The organism is Coleofasciculus sp. C1-SOL-03 (assembly GCF_040220555.1).
GTDB lineage: Bacteria > Cyanobacteriota > Cyanobacteriia > Cyanobacteriales > Coleofasciculaceae > Coleofasciculus.
Map to the genome: position 1 here is coordinate 71,422 of NZ_JAVJUO010000149.1, position 20,785 is coordinate 92,206.

At 44.8% G+C, this 20,785-nt stretch carries 16 protein-coding genes and 1 pseudogene; 9 read left to right on the forward strand and 8 right to left on the reverse strand.

Translation table 11 applies throughout. The features are described 5' to 3' along the window. The first annotated feature begins 79 nt into the window (after positions 1–79). Complete coding sequence (locus RIE73_RS24200) at positions 80–586, forward strand: hypothetical protein (RefSeq protein WP_446403611.1); 507 nt, start codon at positions 80–82, stop codon at positions 584–586. Between the two features lie 4 nt (positions 587–590). On the opposite strand, the gene RIE73_RS24205 is transcribed toward RIE73_RS24200, so the two are convergent. After that, positions 591–1,565: a carbohydrate kinase family protein gene (locus RIE73_RS24205; RefSeq protein ID WP_446403612.1), complete on the reverse strand. Its 975-nt coding sequence runs from the start codon at positions 1,563–1,565 to the stop codon at positions 591–593. 156 nt (positions 1,566–1,721) lie between these two features. Between RIE73_RS24205 and pedR the strand changes: the two genes are divergently transcribed. Then, complete coding sequence (pedR, locus tag RIE73_RS24210) at positions 1,722–2,009, forward strand: photosynthetic electron transport-dependent transcriptional regulator PedR (RefSeq protein WP_446403613.1); 288 nt, start codon at positions 1,722–1,724, stop codon at positions 2,007–2,009. 148 nt (positions 2,010–2,157) lie between these two features. Continuing rightward, entirely contained in the window at positions 2,158–3,210 is a 1,053-nt protein-coding gene (locus RIE73_RS24215) for a M28 family peptidase (RefSeq protein ID WP_446403614.1), read from the forward strand. A gap of 10 nt (positions 3,211–3,220) precedes the next feature. On the opposite strand, the gene RIE73_RS24220 is transcribed toward RIE73_RS24215, so the two are convergent. The 4 genes from RIE73_RS24220 to RIE73_RS24235 all read right to left on the reverse strand — a co-directional run bounded on the left by RIE73_RS24220 (position 3,221) and on the right by RIE73_RS24235 (position 8,711). Then, a complete protein-coding gene (locus RIE73_RS24220) occupies positions 3,221–4,060 on the reverse strand; it encodes a hypothetical protein (RefSeq protein WP_446403615.1) in 840 nt (279 codons plus the stop codon). Between the two features lie 338 nt (positions 4,061–4,398). Beyond that, a complete protein-coding gene (locus tag RIE73_RS24225; RefSeq protein ID WP_446403616.1) occupies positions 4,399–5,304 on the reverse strand; it encodes a DNA adenine methylase in 906 nt (301 codons plus the stop codon). Positions 5,305–5,562: 258 nt separating this feature from the next. After that, a complete protein-coding gene (locus RIE73_RS24230; protein WP_446403617.1) occupies positions 5,563–6,789 on the reverse strand; it encodes a hypothetical protein in 1,227 nt (408 codons plus the stop codon). A 20-nt stretch (positions 6,790–6,809) separates the two neighbouring features. Then, the gene (locus RIE73_RS24235; protein WP_446403618.1) at positions 6,810–8,711 is read right to left on the reverse strand and encodes a two-partner secretion domain-containing protein; all 1,902 of its coding nucleotides are present in this window, start codon (positions 8,709–8,711) and stop codon (positions 6,810–6,812) included. A gap of 149 nt (positions 8,712–8,860) precedes the next feature. On the opposite strand from RIE73_RS24235, the gene RIE73_RS24240 reads away from it, so the two are divergent. The 4 genes and pseudogenes from RIE73_RS24240 (at position 8,861) to RIE73_RS24255 (ending at position 12,232) form a co-directional block, all read left to right on the forward strand. Next, positions 8,861–10,282, forward strand: a complete 1,422-nt coding sequence (locus RIE73_RS24240; protein WP_446403619.1) for a DUF3370 domain-containing protein — start codon at positions 8,861–8,863, stop codon at positions 10,280–10,282. 382 nt (positions 10,283–10,664) lie between these two features. Beyond that, positions 10,665–10,814, forward strand: a pseudogene (locus RIE73_RS24245) (Npun_R2821/Npun_R2822 family protein); the annotation flags it as partial. Continuing rightward, positions 10,814–10,972, forward strand: a complete 159-nt coding sequence (locus RIE73_RS24250; protein ID WP_446403620.1) for a hypothetical protein — start codon at positions 10,814–10,816, stop codon at positions 10,970–10,972. The pseudogene RIE73_RS24245 and the gene RIE73_RS24250, both read left to right, overlap by 1 nt. A 273-nt stretch (positions 10,973–11,245) precedes the next feature. Then, positions 11,246–12,232, forward strand: coding sequence for a glycosyltransferase family 2 protein (locus RIE73_RS24255; protein WP_446403621.1), 987 nt, complete (start codon positions 11,246–11,248; stop codon positions 12,230–12,232). A 168-nt stretch (positions 12,233–12,400) separates the two neighbouring features. On the opposite strand, the gene RIE73_RS24260 is transcribed toward RIE73_RS24255, so the two are convergent. The 3 genes from RIE73_RS24260 to RIE73_RS24270 all read right to left on the reverse strand — a co-directional run bounded on the left by RIE73_RS24260 (position 12,401) and on the right by RIE73_RS24270 (position 20,073). Beyond that, a complete protein-coding gene (locus RIE73_RS24260; protein WP_446403622.1) occupies positions 12,401–14,494 on the reverse strand; it encodes a protein kinase domain-containing protein in 2,094 nt (697 codons plus the stop codon). A 48-nt stretch (positions 14,495–14,542) separates the two neighbouring features. After that, positions 14,543–19,609: an ELWxxDGT repeat protein gene (locus RIE73_RS24265; RefSeq protein ID WP_446403623.1), complete on the reverse strand. Its 5,067-nt coding sequence runs from the start codon at positions 19,607–19,609 to the stop codon at positions 14,543–14,545. Positions 19,610–19,839: 230 nt separating this feature from the next. Further along, entirely contained in the window at positions 19,840–20,073 is a 234-nt protein-coding gene (locus RIE73_RS24270) for a hypothetical protein (RefSeq protein WP_446403624.1), read from the reverse strand. Between the two features lie 83 nt (positions 20,074–20,156). Here RIE73_RS24270 and RIE73_RS24275 point away from each other — a divergent pair, with 83 nt between their 5' ends. Further along, entirely contained in the window at positions 20,157–20,462 is a 306-nt protein-coding gene (locus RIE73_RS24275) for a type II toxin-antitoxin system Phd/YefM family antitoxin (RefSeq protein WP_446342410.1), read from the forward strand. After that, on the forward strand, positions 20,434–20,751 hold the full coding sequence (locus tag RIE73_RS24280; protein WP_446403625.1) for a Txe/YoeB family addiction module toxin: 318 nt from the start codon (positions 20,434–20,436) through the stop codon (positions 20,749–20,751). Before RIE73_RS24275 ends, RIE73_RS24280 begins: the two co-directional genes overlap by 29 nt. Positions 20,752–20,785 lie beyond the last annotated feature (34 nt).

Consider the following 20,785-nt stretch of genomic DNA (forward strand, 5'->3'; position numbering starts at 1 on the left):
TTCTTTTTCCAGAGTTTATATCACTCCTCTCAAGTGTATCTGCTATCCCAACTGTTTGCTTCCTAACTTACAAAAAAAAATGACAACTGAAGGAAAAGTTCTCGCTATTCTTTTAATGCAATTTAACTTACCTCCTGTTCCAGCCATGAAAGCTGTGGACGCTTGGTTAAAAGAGAATCCTCAAGGAAATTGGGACAGGTTGAAAGAATTATTACACCAGAAAAAAATAACCCTGGTTAACGGAAAACTGGCAACAGTGACCCAATCGAGTGTCCCTCATGCAGGTAATGGTGTCACCTCCTCTCCAAAAGAACAAGCTGTCCGTTCTTCTCAGCCACAATACCCTCAACAACCATCGGTGAAAACATTCCGATTTCGTGGGGTCACGTATCAAAAAGTTGAAGCACCTCCGATTCAGCACTTTACAATGACGCCTCCACCTGTTCCACCGGAGGTTTCCCCACCCAATTCTAATGATGATATTGCTGCCTGTGACCCTCAAGTCGTGAACTTTTATGAATATGCAGAACGCAAGAAGCGATCGCAAGATCATCAGGTGACAGAGCGATCGCAAAAACAGGGTTAAACCATTACCCATTCTCTTTCAGAAACGCTTCTACCTCGCGTTGGGTTGGTTGAGCCGCGATCGCACCCGGTTTGAGTGTCGTTAGTCCACCCACAGCACTGGCGTATTTAACCACATTTTTTGCCGAATCGGGTGTCCCTAGACATTTCAGTCCATGTTGACAAAGTTGGTGAACAAAACCCGCGACAAAACCATCACCCGCCCCGGTGGTATCTTGCACATTCATCGTAAAGGGTGAAACTATGCCTTCTTGTTCACCGAGACAGTAGGTTATATCTTGATCTCCATTCGTCACCAACACCCCTTCCACTGAATCTAGACGGTGGGTAATCGCCCCTGCATCTGAGGTATCGAAGAATAACTCAGCTTCTTCTTTGGCTAGTTTAAGAAAATCGATGTGCTTGACAAATTCCTCAATCAGTGGTTTTGCTTCACTGGGATCTGACCAAAACATCGGACGCCAATTAATATCCACTAAAACCTTGACATCGTAGCGATTAGCCAGATCCAAAGCCTTGTAAATCGCTTGTCGGGTTTGGGGATAGGCTAACTCCAGCGTACCCAACACTAAATAATCAGCCCCCTCGAATAAGGATTCGGGTAACTTCGAGTCGTCAAGGAAAGCGTCAGCAAATTGGGACGTATCGAAATCACCAAACCCAGCAAATTCGCGATCGCCCTTTTCTGAACGCAGGACGTAAACCTGTCGGGTTGGTGCGGTAGGATGGCGTTGAACCCCACTACTATCCACACCCACATCCTCTAATAATTGGATAAGCTGGTTTCCTGGCTGATCAACTCCCACAGCTCCGATAAACGCCGCCGGAGTTCCCAACTTAACCAACGCACAAGCCACATTCGCTGGCGCTCCCCCAGGATAAGGCGTCCAGGATTCGACTTGTTCCAGGGAACGTCCAACTTGATTAGCTAGGCGATCGAATAAAATTTCACCGAGGCAGAGAACACGAGGATTAGTCACGGCAATATACACCTCAACATTTACCTCAGACTACCAGAGGCTTAACCGCTCGTTAAAATAAATCTCTCAAACCAGGATGAGTTATGGCGTGTAGGTATCGAGCGAGTTCGTTAGAATTAAAAAGGCATAAGTAGATTTACCAAGGGCAAAATACCTATGGCTGGTGGCAAGTCGGATAAGTCAGTTTCTCTCTCAGACCGGGAATTACAAATTGTAGACCTGGTCGCCGCTGGTTTGACCAATCAGGAGATTGCCCAGGACTTGGAAATCAGTAAGCGCACCGTCGATAATCATATTAGTAATATTTTGCAGAAGACCCATACCGATAATCGAGTCGCACTGGTGCGTTGGGCGTTGCAGTGGGGTAAAGTTTGTTTGAATGATATTAACTGTTGTACCTTACCTCCCAAGCCCAATACCAATAATGATGAGGTGGTTTCGTAGAGACACGCCATGGCGCGTCTGTATGTAGGGACGGGTTTCACCATTAACGGGAAAGTTTTAACCCAGATGTCACTAAACCCGCCCTGTCTAAATTATTTTGTATTCCCTGTTCCCTGTTCCCTGTTCCCTGTTCCCTGTTCCCTGACAAATGACTCCACTATTAAGCAAACCGTCGTGGAAAATTCCCCTCCTGAATCGCTCCGGAGCCATCCGACTCGCTATACTGAGTCTAATCCTTGTAATCGTCCTACTTGGCGCATGGTCTGTAATGATCCGAATGCCTGGAGAAAGTTATAACGGTGAACTCCCACCCCTGACTCAGAAAGAAATCGCCTTGCAAAATGCGCTTCAGCAAGATGTGGAAAAATTGGCGGGGGAAATTGGACGGCGCAACTATTTGTACTATGACGGTTTAATCGCGACGACTAATTTTTTGGAACAGCATCTATCAGAATCGGACTATAAAGTCAAGCGACAGGGATACGAGATTGATAATCAAACGTATTACAATCTTGAAGTCGAAATTCTTGGCACTGAAAAACCCCAGGAAATCGTTGTCGTTGGCGGTCACTACGATTCAGTCTATACCAGTCCGGCGGCGAATGATAACGGTACGGGCGCAGCCGCAACCTTGGAATTAGCGCGTTTATTTGCGGGAAAAAAGTCGGCTAGAACGCTGCGCTTTGTGGAGTTTGTGAATGAGGAACCGCCCTTTTTTCAAACCGATAATATGGGAAGTTTAGTCTATGCCAAACAATGCCGCGATCGCAATGAGAATATTGTGGCGATGCTGAGTTTGGAAACCATGGGGTATTATTCCGATAAGATTGGTTCTCAGCGCTATCCGTTTCCCCTAGACCGGATTTATCCCTTACAAGGAAATTTTATCGGGTTTGTTGGCAATTTAGGGTCAAGAAAACTCGTTCACAACGTCGTTGACTCCTTCCGCCGTCATGCTAAATTTCCCTCTGAAGGTGCGGCGTTACCTAATCTAATTCCGGGTGTGGGTTGGTCAGACCACTGGGCATTTTGGCAGCAGGGGTATCCGGGTGTAATGGTAACAGATACGGCACCCTTTCGCTATCCTTATTATCATACCGACGAAGATACGCCCGATAAAGTGGACTATGAACGATTAGCGCGAGTTGTTGCTGGGTTGGAGCAGGTAATTACAGAGTTAGCTGGAAGTAAAGTTCCCTAATAAAAATTCTTCAGGGATTATAGCAGACAAACTCAGGAAGACGGTTCTGAATCGCATTCCATTCCCTAGCTAGATTCGTTTCCCCCGGACGAATTTTTCGTCCATTAAGTTCAGGATGACGGGCATAGAAAACCGCATCAGCCACCTGATTCGGACTATAATTAACCACATCATATCCATCCGACTCAGGCGGTTGCTCACAGTCTCTTGGCGTCCACCTAATTTTATCCGCGATCGCACGACGAATCGCGACCCATTCTTGCTGTAATTGAGTTTGTGAGGGTTGAAGTTTCTCCCCTTGCATTTGAGGGTAAAGGCGATAGAAGAAAAAATCTGTCCAAGCGTTAACAGCGGAGGGGGGTGCTGCGGCTAAGAGTCTTCTGCATTCATAAAGCCTTTGTTGAAAATCAATGTCGGATTGAATGTTTTCTAAAGGCACTTTTTGGTAGTTGTTTAGATTAACGTTGATGTTCTCTGTAAATTCCCACGATTCACGCAAAGAAGCAAGTGGTGTTGCTGAATCAGCATTGGTGACGGATCTACCGTTTGCTGTGCCTCGAAAGCAAAGATTCAAGTCAGTTTGATACTTATAGCCATAACCAACCACTAGGTTGCCTCTTTTTTCCAAAATCAGATACTTTTGGTCATCGGAAATGTCTCGAAAAAAATGAAAGACACTCGGTAATGCGTCAAGATTAACGCCTCCTCCTGATTGAGCCAACAGATAGGCTTCAGACTGAGCCACCCTAGGTTGAGTCGGGAAGGTTTGACGACTCGAATGAGCTGGCGCGATCGCCGTAGTCAGACTCAGGACAATGAGAGAAAGTTGGGTGATTGCGCGGGTGTTCATGTTTCAGCACCCCCATTACTGGACAACAATTGTACTTCTACCTTATATTCTAGATTCTACTAGGATTTTTCTCAAGTTAAAGCTAAGTTAGCTAAGTAACGACATTATTTCTGTTTAATTGCTCAAGATGCTTGACTTTAATTTATCAAATATGTAAACGTATTTTGAACATACGAAAATGTTTCAGGTGTACTTAAAAAAACTCGATATTGTTGAAGGCTTATGGACTGACACAACTCAAATCGTTGCATAGAATCGGCTTGTAGTAAGGGCTTTAGCCCTAGATTTGCGCCCCTACAATGCTAATCTAACAAATTAGGTGTGCCACACCGCTACATTTAATAATTCTTGATTAACAATTCATTAATCTGTCCTCGCCTAGTTGCTTTACTATTAATAGTGCGTTGTGCCTTTACTCGTTTTATATGATACTCTGCATAAGCAACGTCAAAAAAATTATCCTCTAAGTTTTCATTTTTGGGGTCAGAGTTACTCAAAATCAACTTAGCACCCTTGTGATCCAAGACTCGAAAAAAATCTCGTAATCTTAATTGTGACGAATCATCAAATATTTCTTGAGCATAAGACGTAAAATTAGCGGTTTTGCTTAGAGGTCTGTAGGGAGGATCGAAATAAACCAAAGATCGATTATCCACAAACGCTTCAGATTCTGTGAAATCTCCATAATGAATCTGAGTATTTTGCAGAATTTGAGCCACCGCTATCAGGTTATCTGGATGACAAATTTTGGGCTTCTTATATCGACCGATTGGAACATTAAATTCTCCTTGGGAATTGACTCGGAACAATCCATTAAAACAGGTGCGGTTGAGAAAAATTAGGTGAGCGGTTCTCTCAACCCAGTCTGGGTGATAAGTCTGGAAGTCTATTTGTTGACGCTGTAGATTGAATTGAGAGCGGATTTGATAGAAATATTGCTTTCGTTTTTCGGCATCGAAAGATAAATATTTGTCTTGAAGCTTTAACAGAAGTTCAATCAAGTCTTCCACATTTTTCTGGATCGTCTTATACGCTAGAATGAGTTCAGGATTAATATCAAAAATCAAAAATTCTTCAATTTCGCCCAACTGGGCAATATAAAAAAATACAGATCCGCCACCGACAAAGGGTTCAATATATCGATTTATTTTTCCCTGAGTTAACTCTTCAGGCAAAATTTCATCAATTTCTTTAATGAGTTGGCTTTTCCCACCTGCCCATTTTAAAAATGGTCTGGCTTGCATGGAATTTTTCATTAACTAGAGAGATAAGCTATAATTTTTTCGAGAATAGTGAAACCTGCTTCATTATAGAATAAAATCCTAAATAATGAAAGCAAGGCTTTACCTCAATTTTACACATAAACAAATCGGTCAATATTTGAGGAAGGGCGACCCGAGTCAATTGAGTGGATTGGAATTTTTTATTAGTGCAGCGGGTCGCCCCTACATATCTTAATTTGGGCTGAGGATAGATTTGGTTGAGGTGTCACTATATTGTGTCTATTCTTCTACCATTTTACCCATTTTACAGGTATTTATTTCTGGCATAGTGGATAGTGTGGCTGTGGGGGCTTGAGCGGTGAGAATTATCGTCCCATCGGGCATTTTTACCCATCCTTGTGCTTCTATAATCCGTTGGGGCTGGATAGGAGTAGATGTAACGGGTTCTTGATTGAGTTCATCTGGAGTATCAGCATCTAGAGTTACCCAATTACTGACCATTACATCACCACTGAGAAAATCCAAGGGACTCGCTGGGATACCGCCGCGACCTGTTATCGTGAAACTACTGGCTAATGCTGCACCTCCAGCTTGACAGGAACGGTCAATTAACTTTTCGGCATCCACTAACCCAGTGGGTAACTCAATTAAGCCTTGATTGGGGTCAATTGATGTTAACAATTCCAGATTAAACTCACCGTTGATGCCAAATTCAGAACTGGCGGTAATATCACTCAAGGGTGTAAGATTATCCCGAAATTCTAACCCAAAGATACGCTGAGTGGTGATATCAATTCTCCCTCCTTGTCCCTCAAAGGCATTCGCGGTAATATCACTATTTTCGGTAGGAATACCTGTGACGAAACCCGCCTCAATGGTAATATTTCCGCCGTCGCCACCTGCGCCAGCTTGTCCGGCGGTGGTGGAAATTGTACTATTTCGACGTAGAAGTAATAAGTCATCAACCTGTAGGCGAATATTACCCCCATCTCCGGATTCCGTTTGAGTAATCAGTTCTCCTTGCTGGTTCAGTTGAATCGAATTGGCTTCAATTTCGATATCTCCAGCTTTTCCGGTTCCTTGGCGACTGCTGGCGGTAATCTGGGCGCGATCGCTTACAATAAGTTGTCCCGTCTGTATACTTAAATTACCCGCATCTTGGTCACCACTGGTGTCACTGGTAATTTTGCTTGTTAATTGGGGATTATCAATCGCCGTTCCCCTCACATCTACCAGTGCAGATGCATTAATATTCAAACGTCCCCCTTGACCCTCACCCGCCGTTCGCACCGAGACTTCTGCACCATCGCGGACAACTAATTTATCGGTATCAATCGTTATTGTTCCGGCGGTTCCTGTTCCCAATGTTTCTGTACTAATCTGGCTGGGTAAAAATCCAGCAAAAATAGTACTATCGATAGGAAGAGTACCAATCACCTCCACAGATTCAGACGCATTAATGTCTAAGGTTCCCCCTTGACCTTCGCCAATCGTTGAAGCTAACACTTTTCCCCCATCTCGGACAATTAATCGACTGGTGTTAATTCGAGTCTGTTACTAATGTCAAATGTATTACCACTACTAGCCATTAAGCTACTGTCGTTATCTAGATTGACAAATTCAGATGTTTGCACAGCAATGCTGCCACTACTTACTCCTAGGATAAGGCGTGAATTGCTGTCTATTATACCTAATGAGCTAGTAATCAAATCAGACTCGTCGAGTAAGGAAAGTGACTGACCGATAATTTTAATATCACCACCATTACCTTGACCGAAAGAACTGGCTAAAACATCACTATTACCAGAAAATACTATTTGATTATTGGCTTTTATTGTAACATGACCCGCATCTCCGAGTAAGGTATTTGCCCAAATATCACTGCCACTAGAAAAACGGACATCGCCCTGGGCTTGTATTGTTATATTTCCTCCATCACCTATACCGTTAAAGCCATGACTGGCGAGATCACTATTTTCCGCAAAAGTCGCATTTTCGTTTACATTAATTTCAATCGTTCCAGCATTGCCCAAAATGCCAAAATTAGCACTACTAATTTCACTATTTTGAGCTAAGGTTAAATTGCCCGTTTTGACTTCAATTATTCCGGCATTGCCAATAGCTGAATTGCCAGCTATAGCGATAATATCAGCTTCCGTCAACTCCACTGTTTGACTAGCAATAATACCGACATCGCCAGCATCTCCTGAACCCAAAACTGCTGAACCAATAACTGCACCGGATGAAAGAGTTACATAATCACTGTTAACGACAACCTGACCTGAATTTCCCGATGTATTAGACTGGGTGCTGGCAAATACGAAGGCTTCAGCGGTTGCAGAGAACAATTGTGTATTGATCAAAATATCTCCCCCATTTCCCGAAGCACCCTGAATAACTTGATTGAAAATGCCACTTCCTGAACCGCTTAAGTCAACACTCGCGTTAGCATTAATGATAATATCTCCGGCATCTTCCATCCCTTCTGTACCTGCGACTAACCGACCCTCATTTGTTGTGCTAAAGGTATTGGCATTAACAATAATATCTCCGCCACCGATACCCCGCACACTCACACGGGCAGCATCGGTTAAACTAACATCGGATAACGAACTATCAGGCGTAAAATTCAGACTTAGAAGATCCCCATCAACTTGCAAGTCAACTTCTCCGGGTGTAGCTAAACCGCCTAACTCAATCCGACCTCCCAACGCACTTAATCGACCCCCTGCTTCTAACCTGACATTACCACCAATTAACAATAAACTTTTGCCATCTAGAACCTGAAGTCCCTGTTCAAATAGCGATCCATTCACAAATCCTTCCAGGACAGGATCGGTGCCAGTGGAACGGTTAACAATTTCGGCTGAATTCGAGAGTTGGTTAAAAAAGAGAACATCCGGATTGATAGTGAGTAACCGACTTGTTTCCGGTTCCGAGGCACTAAATTGCCCCTGATTATCCCAACCAATCCCATTCGCTGTTGTTGCGACAAATGAACCCCCCACATCTAGCTTGGCATTAGATCCAAAGATAATGCCATTGGGGTTGATTAAAAATAAATTAGGAGTAGAGTTGCCAAAGGTTCCCAGCGTACCCAGAATATAAGACGGATTTTGGTCAGTTACTCGTGTTAAGATATTTTGGATATTAGCCGGACTAAAAAAATAGGCTCCTCGGTCAGCATCGATATTAAAGTCCTGGAAACTGTGGAAGAGATTAATCCCTCGGACAGCACCGCCTTCAATGACATCAATCTGTCCAAAGGGAGTAACAATGGAACGTTCTACCCCCAATGTGTCATCTGGTGTAATCTGAGCGAGGGCGGGATCAGGAGAAGAGGCGATCGCACTCAACATACCCAAACCCCCAATTAACCACCAGCACCAGGATTGGCGGATTGTAGCTGCTGCACTTTTGATAGTCATGAATGGCTTTTGCACTCTCGGTGAAGATCTGGATTTGCGATCGCCCATTGCGATACTCTGTTATTTTGCGGTTATCAGAATAATGAAGTATACTTAGTTTCTTTGTTCCCTGTTCCCGATTCCCTAAATCTTAAACCTTTATCTCGCTAATGTTCGCGTTTCTGCCCATTTTCCCCCTCGCCCAAGCTACGCCAACCCCCCCACCCCCAGTGGAGATTGTACAACCGCAAGAGGTACGTCCGTTACCGGGACAACTGGATCAGGTTCCTGTTTTCAATAGCAATAGTCCGGAACTTGTGCAAACTGAGGGAATTTTACTCTCGACATTTTCAGGAAACAACAAAGCCTCTCCTAGCGCCCACTTAAACTTTCCCTTTCAGGGGCGCTTTGATATCTTTGCCCATCATGTTGCTAAAGCGCCAACACCGGATGATTTACGGACGCTATATTTGGGACTACTGGTACATAATCCGGGTGAAGAATCGGTCACAGTTGATATTTTGCAAGCGGCTAGTTATTTAAGTCAACCCGATGCACCGTTTATCCAGTTACCGTCTCAGGTTAAGAATCCCCAAGGTACAGTGTATGCCGGTCCCGGTAGTCGGGTAATGAATGATATTTTGAGAGGCTATCGCCAAGCCGACTTTCCACCGCAAGTGGTGATTCCGCCTCAACAAAGCCGCCTGTTACTTAATTTACCGATTCCCGTGAAATCCTTGGAACCCCCGATTAATGGGCGTTCCACGTTAATGCGGTTACGCAGTGATGGACAGGTTTATCTAGCCAGTCTCGCCCGTTATGCACCCACCGATGAGGCGGGAAATGAACGCGCCCCCACCCTGGTAGAATGGCAGCAGCTATTGGATACAGGGGAATTAGCTAAACCCCGCGATCGCGCCCCTACTCCACCAGACTCGACCACGGGTAATATTATCTATGGTCGGGTTGCAGGTGTGGCTCAAGGATCACAGTGGCAAACTCAGTTAACGGATAGTCCCACCTCCCAAGTTTTGACGATTCCGGAACCGGGAGACGTCTTTTCTTACGGATTGAGTACCTTACCCGGTGGACGTTTAGGAACTGATCAAAGTCAGAGTGCGAGGATGCTGGTACGTTATCCCGATACGGCTTATTTTGCCCATGGAAACTATGGCGTGCAATATAGCTTAACCTTACCCTTGGTGAATCCGACCAGGGACACACAAACGGTGACACTATCCCTACAAACGCCTCTGAAACAAGAGGAAATTCAGGACGGATTACGGTTTCTAGAACCTCCAGCTAACCAAGTCTTTTTCCGAGGAACAGTGCGACTACGCTATAACGATGATGCGGGAGTGCCGCGCACAGGATATTGGCATTTAGTTCAACAACGAGGACAAGCAGGGGAACCGTTAGTGACGCTAAAAATGCCCCCATCGAGTCAAAGATTGGTGCAATTTGATTTTTTGTATCCGCCCGATTCCACCCCGCCGCAAGTTTTGACAGTGGAAACGGGCAGAGGGCAGAGGGCAGAGGGCAGAAGGGAAGGAGGAAGGTTGCAAGGCACGGCTCTCCCGTACTTAGAGTGATAATAAAGTCTTATGAATTAAGCTAAAGTCCCACGGTGTAATGCTTGTAGGTTGGGTTGACAAAGGAAACCCAACTAATCCAGCTTAAAAGCTAGGTTTTCCTCAAATCAAGCCAATCGCCACACAAATAAGTAAAATTTATCACACCATGTACGGGAGAGCCACGACGGATACCTTGGGGACAAAGGAGGGGTAGGGTTGACTATGGGGAATGCGATCAGAGTTCATCGTTTGATCAGGAATTAGTGTCCAACTATACCAGTATCGACTCAGATCGGTTCCTAGCACTGCCTGGACTACTTCCAAGTGTATTCGACATCAACCAATCTTCCAAAAAATAGGTTAAGCTATTGGAAAACTGCTACAGTGAGGATTTTTCTCTATGTCATCCTTTGGTATTTATACCCTAGCTAATGATGCAGTTTATCACCAACTCGTTGCCTTACTCAACAGCATCGAGGTGAATGTCAGTCCTGACATTCCAGTTTGTGTGATTCCTTATGACGAACGACTCGAACGAGTGAAACCGGATTGAAACTATCGATGATTGAAGAATATGGTCAGTTTAAAGCGGCGGATGTTCGTCCTAAACTCCACTGTTCTAGCTTTTTTGGAACCAAACGGGGATTGTTGGACGAAACGCTACTTAATAAACGTTTAAATCAGGCAAAAAAACGTGTTTTTAGCTAGCAACTGTTGCCGAGGTGTAAATGTTTGTGTAGTCCATATCTTTACGAGTAACTCTGTAGTTTTGAATAGTTATTGAAGGAGAACTGTGCTTGTTTTTTTAATTTCTCTCAAAAGTCCCCAAGTTGCCAAATCTTGGGAGCTGACATCTAAGTTATTTGAAAGATGTGTTAAGTCAGTTTGCCATCAAACTTCAAGTGACTATCAAGTGATTGTTATTTGTCATGAAAAACCAAAAATTTAATTTAACTATCCACATATTGAATTAAGTATATTATGTCTAATGTTAGTGTTTGTATTCCTACTTACAATCGTGCCAACTATCTGGTTGAGTCAGTTAATAGTGTTCTGAATCAAACTTATAAAGATTTTGAGTTAATTATTTGCGACGATGGCTCAACCGATGAGACGCCTACGGTTGTCCGTGAGTGGGATGATTCCCGCATTCGCTATATTCGCCATACTAAGAATATAGGACGCAGTAAAAATATGCGCTCTGGATTTGATGCGGCACAGGGAAACTATTTTATCAAATTTGATGATGATGATGCCCTAACGCCGGAGTTCTTAGAAAAAACAGTGGCAGTATTAGAGGCGGAACCCCGTGTTGATTTTGTCTGTACGAATCACTGGGTTATTGATAAAAACGGCAATCGTGTGGAGTCGGCGACGAAAGAGAATGCGGCGAAATGGGGAAAGGATAAGCTGAAGCCCGGTATAATTCCTGATTTAATACGGCAAACGTTTCAATATCAGAGTTTGCAGGTGGGTTCGACATTGTTTCGTCGCGCCTGTTTGCAGGATGTGGATTATATGCGCCCGGAAGCCGATGGCTGCGAGGATTTTGATTTACTGGTACGATTAGCGATCGCGGGAAAGCAGGGGTATTTTTTGCCAGAATATTTGATGGAGTATCGGTTTCACGGGGGACAGACGAGTTTAAGACAGAATTTGCATTTTTTGAAGGCGAAGGTTTTTTGTATTGATAGTTATCGATTTCCCGATCAAGAATTAGAAAAGCTACGGATACAAAAATTGGCATGGACAAAAGAAGCTTTGGGATTACGGTTAATTGAAAATGGGGATACGGTTCAGGGACGCCAAATGTTGCAAGATGTGGCGGAGATCATTGGCAGTTCTCGGAAAGCGCAATTGGGAGTTATTTTATCTTATTTCCCCCTCAGTTTACGGCAAGCGGCGTTGCAAGTATTTCGTCAAATGCGTCCCAAAGATTATACGGATCAGGTGCGAGAAGCGAGTTGATTGGGTTATGAGTGTTCATGTAGAGATGTGCCACGCGAATTAAAAATCTACCCTTCCCGCCTATTTGCCAAAATGGGATGCTCCCCCTTATCTCGCTCCCAGCAACTCTTGATTATAGAAAGTATAGAGAAACTGTCATTAGTTGAATAACCCTCTGTACTTTTTATGTTAATCACAACACCAAATTTTAATCGTCTTATCCATACTGCCACTCACAAGTGTCTCACCATCGGGGCTGAAGGCAACACCATAAACTTCCCAAGTATGCCCATTCAAAGTAGCAAGAGTTTGCCTATCATACAGTTGCCAGATCTTAATCGTTTTATCCATACTACCACTGGCTAACGTGTATCCATCGGGACTAAAGGCTAATGTCCGTACTCGTTGAGTATGACCCCTAAGAGTACCGAGTTCCCGTCTTGTCTCTAACTGCCATAATGTAATTGTGCCATCGCTTTTTCCGGTGGCGAGGAGTTGCCCATCGGGGCTAAAGGCAACAGAATAGAAAAAGCCGAAACGTAACTGGCTATGACCAAAACTATCCTGTTCCTCCCCTGTACTGATTTGCCATAATTTCACCGTTCCATCCCCACTAACACTGGCAAGGATTTCTCCATCGGGACTGATGGCAACATCATTAATATAGGAGGTATGTCCTGTAAGCGTTTGTAATTCCCTACCCTGTTGGATATGCCATAACTTAATCGTGCCATCATTGCTACCACTGGCTACTATCTCTCCATCGGGACTAATGGCGAGGGAACTAATCCATTTCCGATGACCCGTGAGGGTTAAAATAAGTTGTCCATTCTCTACCTGCCAAAGTTTGATGGTTTGGTCATAACTTCCTGTAGCTAAATATTGACTATCAGCAGTGAAGGCGATAGCACAGACTCGTTCAAGATGACCATTTAGAGTATGATACTCTCGTCCTGCTGGTAACTGCCATAACATAGCCGTAGCGTCTGCACTACCACTAGCAAGAATTAAGCCATCGGGACTAATCGCCACTGCTTCTACCGAACCCCAATGTCCATTGAGAGTTTGCACCACTTGCCAGTTAGTTAAGGGAGGATGAGAGGGAGGCTGGAGGATGAGGGGATGCGCCGGAGTTGATGCGATCGCGCTTTGCTTTCCTGTTCCCTGAAATCTTGACAGGCTAATTGATTGAGGCGATAGCGATGGGGTAGGATATTGAGTTAGGGAAATCGAGGGGAGTTGATTTAAATCCCGCAGAACTTCAGCGACAGATTGATAACGGTGATTGGTGGCTCGTTTCAGGAGTTTATCTAAAATATAGCCTAATTCATCACTAATCGAGTTCGTTTTTAAGTAACGCCGCCATACCCAGGTATCCTCGCCTGTATCAAACAATTGTTCAGGATATATTTGCGTTAGTAAATGAATACAACTAACACCTAAACTATACAAATCGCTGGCAAAAATGGCTTTTCCTTTAGCTTGTTCTGGGGCAATATAGTCTGGTGTCCCCACAGTCGTTCCTGTTTTTGTCGTACCAATGGCATGTTTAGCCGCACCAAAATCAACTAATACCAAATTTCCCTTGATCACACTTTCTCCGTTGTCCTCGGTTTCTCCTGTATAAATATGCCTGCGACGAATAATATTTTCTGGCTTAATATCGCGATGAATCACAGAACGGGAGTGGATAAACTCAAGGATAGCTAGCAAATCTCGCAGCATCTCCCGAATCTGCTGTTCGTTAAATACCCCATCCTTTGCCAGGATTTGGGCTAAATTTTGCCCATCAATAAATTCTTGAACTAAATATTGGCGATTATCCTGGGTAAAATGAGCCAGCAATTCCGGAATCTGGGGATGTTTCCCTAACTCATCCAGACGCACGGCTTCTCGTTCAAATAATTCTGTCGCTTTCCGGACATCACTTGTCCCCTGATAGAGAGGAAAAAACTGCTTAATCACACATTGGGGTTTCGAGGGTTTATCCTCATCCACCGCTAAAAACGTTTTGCCAAACCCCCCTTGTCCAATCAGTCGCAGACTGCGATAACGTTCTCGCAGCAACAGCTTAGAACCACAACGTCGGCAAAACCGCATCCCATCCGGGTTCTGGGGGCGATCGCAGTGAGGATTGAGACAATAGCTCATCAGCCAGAGGAATATAGAGGTATTCGTCTCTATTGTGGCTTTCAGCAGGTGAAAGATTGTAGGGGCGCATAGCGATGCGCCCCCATAGCGATGCGCCCCACCAGACAACGGAAAGGTTATTTCCGTTGCCAAAATTTTTGAACTCTCGTCTAACTTCAGCTCAATCCCATCAATCTTGTCCTAGAAAACCCACAATTCAGTTCCATTCACGCCGTCGTTAGCCGTGAAGTAGAGTGTACCCTCAACGTCAGTGAGATTGGCAGGGGAAGAACCACCAGCGCCTAAGTAAATATCCCTGACTGGATCGGTTCCTGAAGCCGTGCCATCACTGATCCAAAGCTCAGTCCCACTCACCCCGTCATCAGCCGTAAAGTAGAGTGTGCCATCAATATTGATTAGATTAGCAACGCTGGCACTCTCACTGTCCCCAAACTCTTTAATCCGTCCAGTTCCCTGGATTGTCCCGTCACTCTTCCATAACTCCGTGTTATTCGCGGCATCATTGACAGTGAAATAGAGTGTGTCATTGACAGCCGTAAGATTTTGCGGCGATGAAATGCCAGAACCTGGATTAATAGTTGTAACCAGCATGGTTCCATCTGCCGTGCCATCACTCTTCCACAACTGATAACCGGTCAATCCATCAAAGGCAGTGAAGTAGAGCGTATCATCAACAGGGGTAAGATTTTGTGGCGAGGAACTGCCCGCTCCCGCATAGATATCTTTCACCAGTAGGGTTCCGACTGCTGTCCCATCACTCTTCCACAACTCAATCCCATAGTTTGGATTATAAGCGGTGAAATACAGCGTGTCATTAACCTCAGTAAAATTGTCGAGGAACGAACCACCAGCCCCTGGGTAAAGGTCTTTCACCAGCACCGTACCATCGACTGTACCATCACTGTGCCATAATTCAGTGCCGTTAACGCCATCATCAGCTGTGAAGTACAATGTGCCATTAACATTAATCAGATTGGCAGGAGAAGAGCTACTGTTTCCTGTGTTGATATCCTTAACCAGGACTGTACCATTGGCTGTACCGTCACTGTGCCATAATTCATTACCGTTAACGCCATCATTCGCCGTGAAGTACAGCGTGCCATCAACATCAGTCAGATGAGCCGGAGAAGAACTACGGCGGTTCACCCGGATGTCTTTAACCAGCATCGTGCCATCCACAGTACCGTCACTCGTCCACAATTCAGTCCCGTTGACACCATCATTAGCTGTGAAGTACAACATGCCATTGGCATTGGTCAAATTGGCAACCCCTGAAGAGAACGAACCAGGTCTGATGTCTTTAACCAATTCAGTCCCTAGGGCTGTACCATTACTCTTCCACAGTTCAGTGCCGTTGAATCCATCGTTGGCACTGAAGTACAGCGTGCCATTGACATTAGTCAGATGAGTGGGAGATGAATCACCCGAACCCGGAACAATATCCCTGACAATACTGGGAACTCCCGTGTCAAGGGTAATGTTCAACGTCAAGCTGTCGTTAACGGAAGCCACACCATCGGTAACCGTGAAATCGAAACTGTCGCTGGTGGCGCTGCTACCATCATGCTGATAGTTCAGGCGACCCTGGTTAATATCATCCTGGGTAAAGGTATCCGTTAAAGTCAGGGCAACCTCATTTAACATTAGCGTACCATTACTGGGCAAACTACTGAGGCTGTACATCAGTTCAGAGGGCAAATTATCGGGGTCTGCAGTGCGTAATGAATTTTGGGCAATGGTAATCGTTCGACCTTGGCGCAGGAATCCGCCCTGATTAATCGTCACCACAGGGGCATCGTTAACGGGGTTGACTGTAATATTGAAGCTATTACCGTTAAGAGTATTGCCAGCCCCATCCGCCACCGTAAAACTAAAGCGATCGCTGGTTGTCTCGCCGCCATTATGCTGATAGCTGAGGCGGTTATTGTTGATATCATCCTGGGTAAACGTCTGACCAACACTCAGCGAATTACCGTTTAAGGAGAGGATACTGTTGATTGATGCCTGAGTCAGCGTGTAGGTTAGTTCTGTTGCCGTGTTGTCGGTGTCGGTGACTTGCAATAAGCTACTGGTAATCGTTGCCGTTCCTGCCTCATCCAAGGTTAGTCCTTCATTGGTGTTGAGTACAGGTATCGCATTAGCCGCAAAGTTGATAGCCTCAACAATTTGACCCGTTCTCAGGGGTACGACATGAGTGGCTTGGGGATTGAACGCGACAAAGGTTGTATCGCTGCCCACATTAAAGGAACTAACGCTATCCAGAGACTCATCTGTCAGAATAATGTCTCCAGATCGTGAACCTACCAATAATTTGCCCGTGGATGAGATATCAATATCTGTCAGATCATTGGCACCACTACTAATACTTTTTTGCCGGATGCCATTGGCATCAAAGTGATAAATATTCCCATCCCAACTAGCTGAAAAAATCTCACCCGCCGCGTTAACGGCAATCGCCCGGTCGCTGGTATGACCTAGGTCAAGCGTCCTCAGCAAATCAAGAGTCAGTGGATCATAGACCGAGATATCGCCATAATCTTCAAGCCCATACAATAGACCGTCTAAGCCGATAGTGAGGTCAATAAACTCACCATTATCAGCAAAGTTTTCCGCCAATCGTTGACCGGAATAGTCATTGATATTGAAACGAACAATTCCATTGGCTTGATCGGCTCCCCCATCACCAAACGTAGACATATCGGTGACATAAACATAGTTTTGATAGCTAGCGATGCCACCATAACTTATGTTATTGACTGTACTCCAACCTGGATAAGTATGATGACTCCAAGTGCTAGTGGTTGGATCATAAGTACTCAAAAACGGATCAAATGTGCCATTGTAAAACTGGATATCACCATTCTGGTCTAAGATCAGATCCCTGACATCTTCTGTGCTTGTGCTAGAACTTGAACCACTGGGAATACTGATGGATTGAAGTTGAGTACCATCAAACGTGTATTCAAATAAGGTATTATCGCTGCTAACAAACAAGCTTTGCGGAAATGTCTGTGTCCAGCCCGATTGGATCACCTCAGCCACCTGATAACGCCCTGGTGTTAAACTGGTAAAAGCGTAATTACCATTAGCATCAGTGGTTGTCGAAGTTTCCCCACTATCGAGTTGACCGTTAGAATTTTGATCCAGAAAAATTGTCCAACCTGCTAAACCGGGTTCACCCGCATCTTTCACCCCATTACCATTCTTATCATCCCACTTAACCCCGCGAATTTCTGTCAATTCCTGAGATGCAGCAAAGTTGACATCCTCCGCAATTTCTCCGGCACTCAAATCAACGACTTGTGTACCCGAACGTCTCAGCTCTAACATCCGCACCCCATCAGGAGTGGACATGAATAGGTGTTGTCCGTTATCACTCACCGTCATTACCCCATTACCCAGAGGTCTGGAGGAATTAGAGAAACCACTGCCAATATCTTCTCCAATGTCAATGCGATAAATTTCATCCCAAGTGTCTGTATTAAAGGCAATGATTTCATCTGTCGTCGAGTTGGCAGCATAGAGGATGTCGCTGACTGGGTCAAATGCCATGCCACCATCTACATTGCCTAGATTCTCGATCGCATTGAGGTTTTGGTCAAAGATAGAAATGCCGTTGTTTAATTCTAGGGCAATCAGAGAGCCATCCCGGTTTACAGCAGATAAAGCGCTGCTCAGAGAAGTATCCGTTCTTGCCCTTTTGGGAAATGTATCGGTAACCCCATCGTAGGTAAATATAGGACCGGCGGAGCTATTAGATTCTGTCATGAACAAGAAGCTGCGATCCGCACTGCGATTAATACTGGTGTTTTGCCTTACCTCTCCACGAATAGAGCCACCCACGTCTGTCCGTATTGACAGGGTATCCGTGGTTAGGTCAAGCTCTCGGAATGGAGTCCAGCCTGAGCCTTCATAGTCTGTGGTCAAAAAGCCTTTCCCATTCAAGGCAATATTAACGTCCCAAGCCCCCCCTTCACCGAAATCTAAATCGTATGTCAGGTTAGTAACAGTCCCATCACTCAAACTCACCTTGCGAACAAAGCCTTGTGTCGCCCCCCGCTGGTCTTCGGCAATATACAAAGCATTACCGTCTGGGGTAATATCCCCTCCATTTAACGAGTTGCCGACATTAAAGGGGTTCAATAAGGTTTGTGTGTCAATATCATAGCGCTGCAAATCTCCATCACTGGTTGTAATATAAAGTAAGTCGCGCTGTGGGTCGAAAATCAGGTCACGTCGGTCTGTAACCGGAATCAGAACACTTTGCATCCCAGGATTGGGATTAGGATTAGGATTAGTCGGAAAGGTGAGCTTCCAATCAGGTTGCAGCACTGTCGCTACTGTGTAAGTGTCTGGTGCTAGGTTTGTGAATGTGTAATTGCCATCGGCGTCAGTGGTGGTTGAGGTTTCCCCTGGGTCAAGCTTACCGTTGAAGTTTTCATCGAGGAAAACCGTCCAACCCGCTAAACCCGGTTCATCGGCATCTTGCACCCCATTGTCATTCTTGTCCTCCCACTGAGTCCCCCGAATTTCTGCGGTATCTGTAGCATCAACAGATACAGTCAAATCCTCAGACGTGGTTGTAACACTAGAGTCAACCTGGGGGTTGTCATCTTCTGCTTCCAGAGTCAGAGCCATGGATTCGGTTGTACTGGCTACACTCTCAATCACACTGCTATTACTTTCGACAATAGGCACACTCGCCTGTTCACGGGTTAAGGTATTCTGGAACGTCAACGGTTCGTCGCTACTCTCAACACCCCCACTGAAACGGCTATTGTCAAGAGTAGTGGTTTGACTGGTAACATTCGGTGGAGTCTCTAACAGTACCAATTGGTCTTGAGTAGTCGGGTTAAGGGTGGCTGTACTGAAATTTTGTGCTGTCGCCGCCTCGGCTATACCATTCAGCAACCCAGCTAGGTTGAGGCTGAAGTTATGGTGATAATTGCCATCAGAGAAGGAACGGTTGGAGAAAGCTGGCTGTAATGCTGTTTGGCGGGAACTGTCGAGTTCAAGGCTATTCCCCATTCCCCGGGTTTGGCTGTCCAACGTTAGGGGAACGCTAACCTGGAAACTTCCCTGATTATCCTCCCCCTCGAATCGACGAGGAGTTCCGTGCCAGAAGCGGTAGTAATCATTCAGGCTTAGGGTTAAGGATTTCTCCAAGCTGGGGAATATCTGGTTGTCCAAAATGAGATCTAAATAGCTAAGAAAGCTTAAGGGATGACTAACGGATTTCGTAGACATGACTATCTCCTGAGCAATGAGTTACTCATACCCTTTCTCTTTAAAAATGCACTTAATGATTATCCTGGGTTTCAGGTGTTCCTGTTTGCTGCACTGTATTAAGTGCATCTACATCGAGAATTGGTATAAACCCTGAGACACGAGCGCAAAAGCTAAAAGTGATTTCTCCAATAATCACGACTTAGCTTGTCTGTGTCATTTCGGCTACTTTCTAGTAAATCAGCGATCGCTTACACAACCAGTGCTAGTGTAAACAGATCCACAAACGTGTAAGGGTATTTACTCCAATGAGTCGCTGTGGTGATTTGTGAATCCAAAACTCTCACACCAGCCAATCGTTGTGAAACGGCGATATCCCTCTCACAACAGTAGCTAGCCAGCAACCAAGACATCGACAAAACCACATCCCATCTGGGTTGTGGGCGCGATCGCAGTGAGGATTGAGACAATAGCTCATCAGCCAAGGGATATCAAGCCTTCGTCTCTATTTTGGCTTGATCAGGGCGCATTGCTTATAATAAATGAACATAACTATGTACATCAGCTTATGCTTCCCTACGAAATCACATCCCCAACAGAGGCACGAAATGGCTTTTTTCAGTTATTAGAACAGGTAGTACAAAATCATCAGATCTATATCATAAACCGCCGTGATGGTGAAAATGTTGCTTTGATTTCAGAGTCTGATTTAACCAGTTTAGTTGAAACTGTTTATCTATTTAGATCACCTGCCAATGCTCGTCGGTTATTGGATGCTATAGAGGAGTCTAAAGCCGGAAAAATTAAACCTCAAACCATTGAAGAACTTGAGCAGGAGTTAGGAATTGAGCAAGAAAAAGAAAAAGAAATCTGAATCTGAACAGAGTAAGCCAGTAGTCGTGACTCGAATTCCTGGTTTTAGCTCTCAATTCAAAGAAGATTTAGCCTGGTGGTTTAAGCACGATTTTCAGAAAGCCTCAAAAATATTGGATTTAGTTACGGCTGTCATGCAAGATCCTTTTGCTGGAATTGGTAAACCTGAACCTTTGAAGTATATGCAAGCAAATATATGGTCACGGCGCATTGACCTAGAGCATCGACTTGTCTATCGAGTTGAAAATGTTCAGATTGATTTTTTAGGGTGTAGGTATCATTATGAGTAACTAATCGCTCAACTCACCTGCTATCCAGCTATAT